Source organism: Bradyrhizobium sp. PRIMUS42 (assembly GCF_023006515.1).
In the GTDB taxonomy this organism is placed as follows: domain Bacteria; phylum Pseudomonadota; class Alphaproteobacteria; order Rhizobiales; family Xanthobacteraceae; genus Bradyrhizobium.
Window position 1 is genome coordinate 1 of record NZ_JALBGZ010000095.1, and the last position, 13116, is coordinate 13116.

At 63.1% G+C, this 13116-nt stretch carries 4 protein-coding genes and 2 pseudogenes; 2 read left to right on the top strand and 4 right to left on the bottom strand.

The window, feature by feature from the left end:
* Nucleotides 1-205, bottom strand: a pseudogene (locus MOV75_RS10815) (ABC transporter permease); the annotation flags it as partial.
* A gap of 198 nt (nt 206-403) precedes the next feature.
* Nucleotides 404-2059: an ABC transporter substrate-binding protein gene (locus tag MOV75_RS10820; protein ID WP_247005650.1), complete on the bottom strand. Its 1656-nt coding sequence runs from the start codon at nt 2057-2059 to the stop codon at nt 404-406.
* Nucleotides 2060-2257: 198 nt separating this feature from the next.
* On the opposite strand from MOV75_RS10820, the gene MOV75_RS10825 reads away from it, so the two are divergent.
* Nucleotides 2258-3853 (top strand): ABC transporter substrate-binding protein, encoded by a 1596-nt coding sequence (locus tag MOV75_RS10825; protein ID WP_246919846.1) that lies wholly within the window; start codon nt 2258-2260, stop codon nt 3851-3853.
* Between the two features lie 126 nt (nt 3854-3979).
* On the opposite strand, the gene MOV75_RS10830 is transcribed toward MOV75_RS10825, so the two are convergent.
* Nucleotides 3980-6205 carry a CHASE2 domain-containing protein gene (locus tag MOV75_RS10830; RefSeq protein WP_246919850.1) on the bottom strand — a complete coding sequence of 742 codons (2226 nt, stop codon included), beginning with the start codon at nt 6203-6205 and terminating at the stop codon, nt 3980-3982.
* A 140-nt stretch (nt 6206-6345) separates the two neighbouring features.
* The gene (locus MOV75_RS10835) at nt 6346-12084 is read right to left on the bottom strand and encodes a VCBS domain-containing protein (RefSeq protein WP_247005652.1); all 5739 of its coding nucleotides are present in this window, start codon (nt 12082-12084) and stop codon (nt 6346-6348) included.
* Nucleotides 12085-12810: 726 nt separating this feature from the next.
* Here MOV75_RS10835 and MOV75_RS10840 point away from each other — a divergent pair.
* A pseudogene (locus MOV75_RS10840) lies at nt 12811-13116 on the top strand (hypothetical protein); the annotation flags it as partial.

Here is a 13116-nt window from a genome sequence, read left to right on the forward strand (position 1 = left end):
GCCAGAGGCCGAACTGCACCGGCAGCGGGCGGTCGAAGCCATAGGCGGTACGCAGCTGCGCGGCAAGCTCCTGCGAGGCGTCGGCCGGCAGCACGGCCACCAGCGGATCGCCTGGCGTGATGTGCACGAGCAGGAAACACACCAGCGCCACGCTGATGACGATCGGAACGACATAGACAATGCGTCTGGCGATATAGGCGAGCACGTTGCTTCTTTTTCTTCCCTTCTCCCCTTGTGGGAGAAGGTGGCGCGAAGCGCCGGATGAGGGGTTCTAGCCGCGGAGATTATTGCATCGATGGAGGGGTTAACTCCCGCGGAGAGAGACCCCTCACCCGGCTTCGCTGTCGCGAAGCCACCCTCTCCCACAGGGGGAGAGGGTGCATCGACTACGTGGCTCGCCTCACTAGTTCATCGACACCAGCGAGAAGTCGATGAACCAGCTCTTCGGCTGCACGACGCCTGTCACCTTCGGGCTCATGGCGCGCGGGCCGACGTCGTGGGCGACGTAGAGGAAGGCGGCGTCGTCGACGGAGGCCGCGTGCAACTCGGCGAGCGCGGCGTCACGCGCGGCGGGATCGAAGGTCTGGCGCGCCTTCTTCACCAGTTCGTCGAACTTGGGCTCGTTGATGAAGCCCCAATTGTTCGAGACCGGCGCCGCCATGCCTGACTGCAGGAAGCGCACCAGCGCAAAGAACGGGTCCATCGCCGCATAGGTGACATTGGTCGCATTGGCGCCGTTGGCGCTGGGATCCTTGGCGCCGCGGCGCCAGTTGGTGAACAGCGTATTCCATTCGATGACGTCGAGCTTCACGTCAAAATAGCACTCGGCGAGCGCCTGCTGGAGATATTCGTTCATCGGCAAGGGCTGCATCTGGCCCGAGCCCGAGGCGGAGGTTTGCGTCTTTACCGTCAGCTTCTTGTTGGGGCCGAAACCGGCCTCCTGCATCAGCTTTTGCGCAGCTGCCTTGTCGTACTTGATCTCGAAGGCCGGCTTGCCGCGCCAGGGGTGGCCGGGCTCGAAGGTGCCGGTCGCCGGCACCATCAGGCCAGCGAGCAGGCCGTCCCTGAGGCCCTCGCGATCGACGCAGAGGTTCGCGGCCTTGCGCACGCGGATGTCGTTCCAGGGCGAACCCTCGATGCGCGAGAACTGCCACGGCCAGACATGGGGCTGCTCGTTGGCGTAGAGCTTGAAGCCGCGCTGCTTCAGTTCGGGCAGCGCGTCCGGCGCAGGTGCCTCGACCCAATCGACCTGTCCGGAGAGCAGCGCCGCGGTGCGCGCGTTTGCCTCCGGCATCGGCAAGAGCACCATCTTGTCGACCTTGGGCACACGCGCCTTGTCCCAATAGCTCGCATTCTTCACGAGCTCGAGCCGCTCGCGCGGCGTGAAGCCCGCCATTTTCCACGGACCGGTGCCCGCTGCGTCCTTGGCAAACGCAGTCCATGCGGCCTGCGACTTGGCCTTGGCATCGGCGCCTTCCGCCTTGTCATAGAAATGCTGCCACTTCGCCGGGCTCGCCATGAACAGATTGGTGAGGTTGATCGGCAGGAAGCTGTCGGGCTCCTTGGTGGTGAGTTCGACGGTCATGTCGTCGATCTTCTTGGCGGAGGCCAGCGTCGGCATGCGCGAAGCGGTGACGCCGACTTGGCTGGCGTCGAATTGCGGCGCGTCCTGCTTCAGCACCTTCTCGACGTTCCACACCACGGCGTCGGCATTGAAGGGCGAACCGTCGTGGAAAGTCACGCCGGGGCGCAGCTTGAACACCCACTTGGTCTTGTCGGCATCGTCGACCTTCCACTCGGTGGCAAGGCCGGGGATCACCACGCTCGCCTTTTCGGCAGAGGACAGGTCCCAGCCGGTCAGCGCGTCATACATGGTGAGGCCGGTGAAGCGATTGCCTTCAAAACCCTGATCTGGCTGGCCCAGGGTACGCGGAATATCGGCAGCGGTCATGCCGATGCGCAGCACGGTCTCCGCGCTGGCGACGCGCGGCCATGCAGCCGCCGTCGTTAGAGCGAGCACCGCGATCAATGCCGCGCGCGTGTTCTTCTTAGTAAGCATCGCCTCAATCCTTTTCCGGCTTCGATGACTATTTTTGATGCAATCGTATGCAATGGCTATGCCAAAGAGAAACTTATTCTGCAATTTAGCCATGCGACGACAAGTCCTTGTGGGTCGCGGGTGGGTGCACGCGTCGCGCTGCCTATTCTGGCATCAAGATTGCAAGCTTGCTCCCGAAATCCCTGGGAGCTCTAGGCCATGCGTCTTCGTCTATCGATCTGTCTCGCCGTGCTTGCGCTGGCATCGTCCGCAATCTCGACACGTGCCGAAACGGTGGTGCGATATGGCATCTCGATGGCGGATATCCCGCTGACGACGGGGCAGCCCGATCGCGGCGCCGGCGCCTATCAGTTCACGGCGTACACGATCTACGATCCCCTGGTGGCCTGGGAGATGGACGTCGCGGACCGCCCCGGCAAGCTGGTGCCGGGTCTTGCGACCGAGTGGAAGGTCGACGACGCCGACAAGACCAAATGGCGCTTCACGCTTCGCAACGGGGTGAAGTTTCACGACGGCAGCGAGTTCAATGCCGATGCGGTGATCTGGAATCTGGACAAGGTGCTCAACGACAAGGCGCCGCAATTCGACAAGCGGCAGAGCGCGCAGGTGAAAACCCGCCTGCCCTCCGTCGCGAGCTACGCCAAGATCGACGACTTCACGGTTGAGATCACGACCAAAACGGTCGATTCCTTCTTCCCCTATCAGATGCTGTGGTTCCTGGTGTCGAGCCCCGCGCAGTATGAGAAGCTCGGCAAGGATTGGGACAAGTTCGCGAGCCAGCCCTCCGGCACCGGCCCTTTCAAATTGACAAAACTGGTGCCGCGCGAGCTCGCCGAACTCTCCAAGAATCCGGACTACTGGAACAAGAAGCGCATTCCCAAGGCCGACAAAATCGTGCTGGTGCCGATGCCGGAAGCGCTGACCCGCACAAACGCGCTGCTTGCCGGGCAAGTCGATCTGATCGAGACGCCGGCACCGGATGCCGTGCCGCAACTCAAAGCCGCGGGCATGAAGCTCGTCGACAACGTCACGCCCCATGTCTGGAATTATCATCTCAGCGTGCTGCCGGGCTCGCCCTGGACCGATATCCGCCTGCGCAAAGCGCTGAACCTCGCGATCGATCGCGAGGCCGTGGTCGGCTTGATGAATGGCCTTGCGAAACCCGCCAAGGGCCAGGTCGACCCGTCGAGCCCATGGTTCGGCAAACCGAGCTTCGAATTGAAATACGATCTCGCTGCGGCGAAGAAGCTGGTCGAGGAGGCCGGCTATTCAAAAGCAAAACCGCTGAAGGCGACCTTCATCATCGCGCAGGGCGGCACCGGCCAGATGCTGTCGCTGCCGATGAACGAATTTTTGCAGCAGAGCTTCAAGGAGATCGGCATCGAGATCGACTTCAAGGTCGTCGAGCTCGAGACGCTCTACACGCATTGGCGCAAGGGCGCGGCCGACGAGATGAATGCCGGCATCACCGCCAACAACATCGCTTATGTCACCTCCGATCCGCTCTACGCCATTGTCCGCTTCTTCCATTCGGGCCAGATCGCGCCGGTCGGCGTCAACTGGGGAGGTTACAAGAACCCGAAAGTCGATGCACTGATCGACGAGGCCAAGCAGACTTTCGATGCCGCCAAGCAGGACGAGCTGCTGGCACAGGCGCATGCGCTGATCGTGGATGATGCCACGCTGGTCTGGGTCGTCCACGACACCAACCCGCACGCGCTGTCGCCGAAGGTGAAGCAGTTCGTGCAGGCCCAACACTGGTTCCAGGATCTGACGACGATCGGGATGGAGTGAGAGGGACCGCCGGCCATTGCCGTCGTAGGTGGGCAAAGCGAAACGTGCCCACCATCAGAGCGCGATGAGAGAGAGATGGTGGGCGCGGCGCTTCGCGCCTTTGCCCACGCGACGACGACGCGGCGCCTACTTCGTCAGCAGCGCATAGGCCCCGGTCCAGTTCTCCGGCGGCGGGTTGAGCTGGAAATCCTTGATACGCGCCTCGTAGAGCTTGAACAGCTTCTCCAGCGTGTCGGCATCCTCGCTTCGACGGCCGCGTTCGATCGCGTCCAGCGCGCCCTGCCAGTCGCGGCCGCGATAGCAGCCGAGCATCTCGATGGTGATGTTGCGCAGGCGCTGGAAGGCGGCGGAATGCATCACGTCCTCGCGGCCGGCGATGGCGTAGATCACCTCCGGCTCGCTCTTGCCCTTGACCATGATGAAGTCGAGCTCGAGGATTGCGAACTTGTCCTTGGCCGCGAGCGCGGTGCTGGATCCGACGATGATCGGGAAGCCGTATTCCTTGGTCTGCCCTTCCAGGCGCGAGGCGAGGTTCACGCAGTCGCCGAGCGCCGTATAGTTCTTGCGCAGATCGGAGCCCATGTTGCCAACCACGCCGATGCCGGTGTTGAGGCCGATGCCGACATTGAGCGGGATGTAGACGTGGCCGCCGTCGGCGGCCTCCTGCTCGCGCTCCTTGTTGACCTCGTCGATCTTCTCGAGCATGCCGACCGCCGCCGCGCAGGCATTGAGCTCGTGCTCGGCATCGTCGAGCGGCGCGTTCCAGAACGCCATGATGGCGTCGCCCATGTACTTGTCGACATAGCCCTTCCGCTCCGTGATCACATTGGTCAGCGGGGTCAGGAAGCGGTTCATCAGGGCGGTGAGACCTTGCGGATCGTGCTTGTAGCTCTCCGAGATCGAGGTGAAGCCGCGCACGTCGGAGAACATGATCGTGATCTCACGCTCCTCGCCGCCGAGGACGAGCTTTTCCGGCGTGAGCTGCTCGACCAGCGCCGGCGACAGGTATTGCGCGAACATGCCGCGGATCTCCTTGCGCTGCCGCTGCTCGCGCACGAAGCTCGCGAAGATCAGCGTCAGATAGACCGCGGTGGTCGAGAGCAGAGGATAGGTGAAGTCGATGAGATAGCGGTATTGCGCGTAGAAGAACCAGGACACACCGACCAGGATGGCGGCGAAGGCCGCACCCGCCAGCACGAGGCGCACGGGGCCGAGATTCGGGGTCAGAATGATGACGAGCAGGCCAATGACGAGCGCGGCCAGCAGCTCGACGCCGAGCGCATAGTTCGGCTGCGAGATCACGGCACTGCTCAAGATGCTCTCCAGCACCTGGGCATGGATCTCGACCCCCGGCATGGCCCGGGATACCGGCGTGGTCTTGATATCGTTCAATCCGCCGGCGGAGGTGCCGACCAGCACCAGCTTTCCGGCGAATTTGGAGGGCGGCAGGCTATTGTCGAGCACGTCGACCGCGGACACGTAGATCGAGGGGTCCCGGCGTGCATAGTGCACCCAGAGCTGACCGTTCTTGTCGGTCGGAATTTCCACGCCCTTGAGCCGGATCGACCTGACACCGGCCTTGTCCGTGCGGACGAGCAAGGTCGGCGTTCCCGTGACGACGCGCAGGATCTCGAGGCTGAGCGAGGGCATGATGTTGCCCTGGGCGCGCATGATCATCGGCACGCGGCGGATCAATCCGTCACGCTCGGTGCGGATCGAGAACAGGCCGCGCCCGGCTGCTGTCTTCTCGATGATCGGCACGTTGCGGAGCAGGCCGGGGAATTCGAACAGGAAGCGCTCGGCTCCCTCCTCGCCGAGGGTCGCCACCCCCGTGAACGGAAGCGATTTGTCGAGCTCGGACAGGACCTCCGGAAGCCCGGTCTCCCCCAGCACGACGCGTGAGCGCTTGATGGCGTCGGCAAGAATCTGGTCGTTGCTCGGCAGCTCGCGCAACTTGGCACGGGTGGCATCGTCCAGATAGCGCATCTGGCTCGCAACCTGATCCGGGTTAAGCCGATCGGCTTCGGAGAAGACGACGTCGAAGCCGATCGCGGCCGCGCCGTTGTTGGTGAGGTTCTGGATCAGGTCGGCGATCCGCGTGCGCGGCCATGGCCACTGGCCGAGCCTCGCAAGGCTCTTGTCGTCGATGTCGACGATGACGACCGGCCGCGCCGTCTTGTGGCGCGGATCGATCAGCTGGAACATGTCGAAGGTGCGCAGCCGCAATTCCTGGATCGGCAGCGGATCCCAGAGGCGGGCGCCGGCAAACACGACCAGCAGCGCAAGGCACATCAGCCGCGCAAAGCCCAGCTTCCGCGCAAACCACCGCCGCAGGATCTTGAGACGTTTCATTTTGATCGGACTTCCTGCCAACCGCTGGGGTTCGATCTCGCACCGCCATGCCGCCGATGGCCACAGTTCGGCGACACAGGATAAGCAATTTTTGGCGCGATCAAAGCGGAATGAAGGGTCGCGTGCCTGGACGGACGCCTCTAACTCACATGAAGGATGAAGTCGCTGGCGTGGAGATTACCGACGACGGTGTTCTTCAGGAGAATCTTGTCGTTGCTGTCGAGCGTAAGCAAGGTATCGGTGCCCTGCTGCTCCGCGTGCTGCGAGACCTGTGTCCAAGACGTGATGCTGGTGAACTGCCGCAAGTCGATCTTGTCGAGGCAAGTCTCGAAGTCATTCACGGTGTGCTGAACCGCCGTCTGCGACGACGTTGGCGCGAACACGAACTGGTCCTTGGCGCCGCCGCCAATCAACGTGTCGCTCGACTCCGTCGCGAAAATGACGTCCTTGCCGTTGGCGCCTGCCAGAGTGATATCCTGGCTGCTCGCTCCCTCGACGAAGATGAAGTTGACCGTGTCGGAGTGGCCGGCCGAATCGGCGACGGTCAGCGTGATCTGGTCGGTCGCGGGCGGCTGCGGGTAATCATCGGTGCTGGCGCCTGTCGGATCGTAGACGACGCCAGTTCCGCCGCTCGCGAGGCCCGCGTTGATTGCGTCGAGCGACCCCGTCATCGGAGCGAAATAGACGGTGCTGACGTCCGGATTTGCGGTCGACAGCGTAACGGTGAACGTATCCGCCGCTGCGCCTGCATCGGTGTCGAGGACGGCAAGTTCGGTGATAATGTGGTTGCTGTTCTCGGTGATGTGCTCGACCTGGAAGCGCGTGGTGTCGATGACCGGGCCGCTGGCGTCGTTCGCCCCGGTCACGTCGACCGTGAGCGTGGCCGTGCCGGTCGCACCGTGCGCGTCCGTGGTCTGGACCGTGAACGCATCCGTGTAGGAGCCTGCCGGCAGCGCATTGATGGCCGCTGCATTGGGAACGTAGTTGTAGTTGCCGTCATGGTCGACCGTCAGCGAGCCGTAGAGCCCCGCAACGGTTGCGGTCGCATGATGATCCGCATTGAGGACGGCATAGGTCAGTGTCGCTGTCTCGCCGGTATCGGCATCGTGACCCGCCAGCGTGCCGGTCAGATCGGAGAAGGTGTCGGCAGCGGCCGTATCCGAGAGCGGGCCGATGTGGAGGTCGGCAAGCGTCGGCGCGTCGTTCGTGCCGGCGATGTTGACGGTGACGACTGCGCTCGTGCCAGCGCCAACAGCATCCGACGGAACGATGGTGTATTGCAGCGACAGCGTCTGGCCCGCGGCGAGGAAATCGAAGGCCTGGCTGCCCGAATTGAACTGCCACGTAAACTGGGCATGGGTAGCCGTGCCGTCGAGGATGTCGCCGGTCGGAACGGAGAGATAGTTCAGCAGGTCCGCCTGCGACAGCCCGCCGACGCTGCCGGATTGCGGCACGCCGTCGAGAGTAACCTGCACCTGGCTGACCGACACCGTGACGTGATCGGTCGCGTCGACGTCGGAAACCGTCAGCACGCCATGCGAAAGCTGGCCGGCATTGGTTTCCATCAGATCGGCAACGGCGCCGCCCGGCCCGGAGGTGCCGCTCGCCCAATCCGCATCGCCCTCGATTGCGAGGCTCTTGGCGGGGTTGACCGTATTGGCGGCCGTGGTCCCGCTGCCGTCGCCGAGCTGGTAATACGCGACCAGATCCGCTTCGCTGCCGGTGAGCGCGGTGAAATCGATCGACTGGATCTGCGCCTGCGTGAGCGCGGAGGTCCAGACGCTGACATCGGCGATCGAGCCGAAGAAGCCCTCCGCTCCAAAGCCCGCCGCGCCCGGCTCGCTCGCGGCGCCAATCATCATATAGGACGCCGACGGATTCGACGGGCTGCCGTCAATCGGATTGACGCCCCATGCCTGCGAATATTCGAGGTTTCCGTCGAGATAGAGCGTGAAGGTGCCGCTGTCGCGCGTCAGCGCGATGTTGTGCCATTGCGAGGCCGTGAGCGCGATGCCGGTATCCTCGATGTCGACGCCGCCCGCGAGAATCTGCAGCTCCAAGGTACCATCGACGTTGGCGGTGCCGAGCAGACCGAAGCCGGTGGTCGAGGTGTTGCCGTTGTAGAACAGGATCTGGCCGTGGCCGGGATCAGTGCCCCCATTCCAGTTCACCCAGCCGTCCAGCGTCACGCCATCGGTGGCGACCGTCGGCACCTCGCCGACTGCGATCGTCTGGCCGTCGAAGTTCATGTAGTCCGACGTGGCATAGGAAACCGCCGGCGCATCGTTGGTGCCGGTGATCGTGACGGTGACGTCCTGGCTGACCTTGCCGCCCTGCTGGTCGTCGAACGTGACGGTGTAGACCTGGGTGATGGTCTGCCCCTCCGCCAGTGACTGCAGCACGGGATCGCTGTTATCCAGCGTGAAATGCCAGCCCAGCGTCGCAGCGGTGCTGGTATCGCTGCCCGATTCGGACACCGCGTCGATCGAGAAGGTGCCGATATGCGCACCGCTTCCGAAGCCCGGCAGGTCGGTGCTGACGGACGACGATTTGAACACCGCCTGCGCCGTGTGGGTGTCGATCAGGTCGAGGTCCTGGATCGCCAGCGTGCCGCAGGTCGTCAGCGAGGCGCCCTCATCCTCGGTGACCGCGCCCGTTGCCGCGTCAGCATCGCTCGTGATCGTCGGCGCGTCGTTGGCGCCTGTGATCGTGACGGTGACGTCCCGGCTAACGATGCCGCCATGATGATCGTCGAACGTGACGGTGTAGACCTGAGTGATGGTCTGCCCTTCGGCCAGCGACTGCAGCATCGCGTTGCTGTTGTCGAGCGTGAAGTGCCAGCCGAGCGTCGCGCCGTTGTTGGTGTCCGTAGTGCATTCGAGCACCGACGGATCGATCGTGAAGGTGCCGATGTTCGTGTCGTTGGCATCGAAACCCGGCAGAGCCGAGCTGACCGATGACGACTTGAACACCGCCTCCGCCGTATGCGTGTCAATCAAGTCGACGTCCTGGATCGCCAGCGTGCCGTCGATCGACAGCGTCAGGTCCGCGTCCTCGACGACATGACCTGTTGCCGCCGCGGCATCGCTGGTGATGGTCGGTGCGTCGTTGGCGCCCGTGATGGTGACGGTGACGTCCTGAGTGACCGTCGCATTGTGATTGTCAGTGAAAGTAACGGTGTAGACCTGGGTGATGGTCTGCCCTTCGGCCAGCGACTGCAGCATCGCATTGCTGTTGTCGAGCGTGAAGTGCCAGCCCAGCGTCGCGCCGTTGTTGGTATCCGCAATGGATTCGAGCACCGACGGATCGATCGTGAAGGTCCCGATATTGGTCGACCCATCCACAAAGCCGGGCAGATGCGCGCTGGAGGCCGACGATTTGAACATCGCCTCCGCCGTATGCGTGTCGATCAGGTCCAGATCCTGGATCGCCAGCGTGCCGCCGATCGAAAGCGTCAGGCCCGTGTCCTCGATGACCTTGCCCGTTGCCGCCGCAGCGCCACTTGTGATGGTCGGCGCATCGTTGGCCCCGGTAATGGTGACCGTGACGTCCCGGGTGACCGTCCCGCCGTGATGATCGTCGACCTTGACGGTGTAAACCTGAGTGATGGTCTGGCCCATGGCCAGCGACTGGAGCACCGGATCGTCATCGTCGAGCGTAAAGGTCCACTTCACCGATCCCAGAGAGCTGACGCCCGGACTCTCGACCACCGGCTCAAGCGCGAACGTGCCGACATGCGACGTGCCGTCGCTGAAGCCGGGCAGATGCGCGCTCGAAATCGTCGACTTCAGGACGAAACTCGCGGTGTGGGTGTCCGTGAGATCGGGGTCGTTGAACGTGATGGTGCCGTTGGCGGCGAGCGTGGCCGCGCTATCCTCGGTTACCGCACCTGTCGGGGTGGTGGAGTCTTCGACGATCGTCGGCAGGTCGTTGGTGCCCTCGACATTGACGTCCGCACCGTTGATGGACACGGTGATCGGCGTGCTGACGACGCCGCCGTGCCCGTCATCGACCTGCACCACATAGTTGAGCGTCAGCGTCTCGCCTTCGGCGAGGAAATCGAAGAGATGGTCGGGAACGCTGTAGGTCCAGGTGGCCGAGCCGTTGTTGCCGTTTCCGGCGCCCTGCACCACGGTCAGCGGCACCTCGACGGCGGCGATCGCGGCGCGCTGCTCCGGCGTCAGCGTCGCGGTGATATCGTGGCCTTCGGCATCGAGATATTTGAACGGGTGGGTGGACGAGAGCGCCGCGCTCACGATCGGCCGGTCCGTCAGATCGACGTCGGTGAAGGCGACCGTGCCCGTGATGGTGTCCAGAGCCTCGTTGCCGGTCCCGACCTTCTCGATGACGGCGCCGCCTGACGTCGCGACGGTGGGCTTGTCGTTCGTTCCCGTGATCGTGATGGTGATCGGGACGAACTTGCTCTCGGGGTTGACTGCGAAATTGGTGTCGACGCGGACCATGTAGGTCAGCGTCAGCGTTTCGCCCGCGGCGAGGAAGTCGAAGACGTTGTCGGGGATCGTGTAGGTCCAGACCGCCGAGCCGTTGTTGTTGTTGGCACTGTCGGCAACGACACTGATCTGGATCTGCGTCGCCGCGATGTCCTGCTTCTGGAGCGCGGAGAGCGAGCCGGTGACGTCCTGCTGGCCGGCGTTCTTGTAGACGTAGTTCGGCGCGTCGTCGAGGCTCACCGACACCGTCGGGCGATCGCCGAGGTTTTGATCGACGAAGGTGATCCGGCCGGAGACCGTGTCGGTATGCGCCGTATCGCCCGTGGTGTCCGCGCGCTCGGTCAGCGCGAACGCCGTCTTCACGTTGCCGCCGAGATCGAGGCTTTGCACCAGCGGCTGGCCGGGCATACGGGTGACGATCGGCGTGGAATTGCCGGGACTATCCTGTCCCTGCGGATTGAGGTTGACGAAGGTCGCGGTCACGACGGCGCCGGACCCCGACTTCAACACCACTTCCTGAAAGACCGGCGTGAGCGTGTCGGTGAAGTTCGTGGTCAGCTTTGTGTTGGTGTTGTTGTCGGTGAACTTCAGCGTGAACACGTCCGTGATCAGCTTCTGCACGTCCGGCGACATCAGCGCATTGGAGATCGAGACGTTGCCGCCGCTGATCTGGATCATCTGGCCGGCCTGGTTGACCGTCGCGATCGGCAGCAGCGTGACCTTGTCGAACAGGATGTAGGAGCCCGTCGTGCCGTTCGGCTCGACCAGCACCTGGAAGCTCGCCTGCGGCTGCGGATCGCCGCCGCCGGCGGGAACGACGAAGTTGATCTGGGTCAGCACGGCGGTGCCGCGGATGCCCATGGTGGCGACCGGCGTGTCGATCTTCATGTCGCCGTGCTTGGCGGTCTCGCCGGCGACGAAGGTGATGGTGCCCGCGACCAGGCTGAGCAGCGAGGAATTGCTCGACCCGTTGGGGTCGTAGACCATCTCGTTCAGCACCATCCGCGCGTTGGAGGACAGGCCGAACACGGTGCCGTCGATGAAGGTGATGCCGAGCGTCGAATCGGCGCCGGTCGAGACCACGTCACCCTTCTCGACGTTGTCGCCGTTGTTCAGGATGACCGAGACGCCGTTGCGGATCGCGGTCGCGCTGCCCACGAGCTTGGTGACGTGGCCGATGACCTGGGCCGCGGCCGCACCGGGCGCGGCTTGCGCAACCTGGACATGACCCGTGAGCGCGTTGACGACGTCGCCGCTGAGATGGGCGCCGTCGGGGGAGGCGAGCGCGGCACGCTTATCGCCCCTGAAATAATCGTGAACGACGAACTCGTGCCCCTCGTGGGACAGCACGAGATCGAGCCCCGTGCGCTTGAACTCGCCGTTGAAGATCAGATTGGGGTCGGGAACAACGAACGCGCCCTCAGGCACATGACCATGCGCTTTCGCCGTAAAGGAATCGACATGGCCCGCTGCAGACGAACGGGAACCTTGGCCGTCCAAAGAAATCGCGGCGTCAAATTGGCCAGCGTAATTCAATCGGGCACCGTAAAAGGGTTAAAATTTAAGTAAGTATCGACCGCCTAAGCTTGCATAGCATTAGGAAGTCCTTAGCGATACCATCTATTGCTTGTGTGATTTCGCATCACTTGGCACCAAGAGGCCCCGCGGGTCGGAACCTCTCCAGAGAAGCCAAGGTAATCCCTCAAGTATTCTGAAGTCGAATTTAGCTCGTTTCCACGCATTTCCAGTCATCCAGAGTAACCTGCTGTATAGTCACGCAGCAGATACTTGCATCATCTTTCCTTCACGGGGTCCCGCAGCATCCTGCGGCAAATACGGAGTTAAATCTGTGACCTAACTAACAGAACCCCATGAAATAGGGGTTGTTGGCCATAGGACGCAGATTCGGCACCCCCACAACTTTTGCCTGCAATTGGCTCCCTTTCGCGGCAGCCGGACACGATTAGCCTCCGAATCGTAAAATTTTACGCAATTTGGGCAGGCCCGTTTCAGCCTGTTCCCTGGTTTTGGCGCCCCCTCCCGGCGCGTTAAGCAGAACAAAACGGCCCGTCTCGCACTATCTCCACGAAAGCAACAAAGCCCGGCACGTCGAGGTCGAGGGGGACCTGGCGAAGCCCGGGAAGGGGATGTCAGATGGAGACGGCTGCTTGCTCGCGCGCCTGGCGCGCAATCCTTGTCATGTGCGGATTGATCCTGCTCGGATCGGTCGCCGAGCTCCGCGCCGGCACGCTGCTGTCGCCGGGAGCAGGCCTTCTCGTGCGCAAATCCGCCGAGCCGTTCGGCGTGTTCGCCTTCGCCATCTCGTCCGGCAGCCTGCAGCAGAAATGGTCCGCGTTGAAGCACAGGCTCGACGACGACATGGTGCAGCTTGCGCTCTGCGACGGTGACCGGGACAATTGCGCATCGCCTGCGGCCCTGAAGCTGCTCGCCATCGTCGAC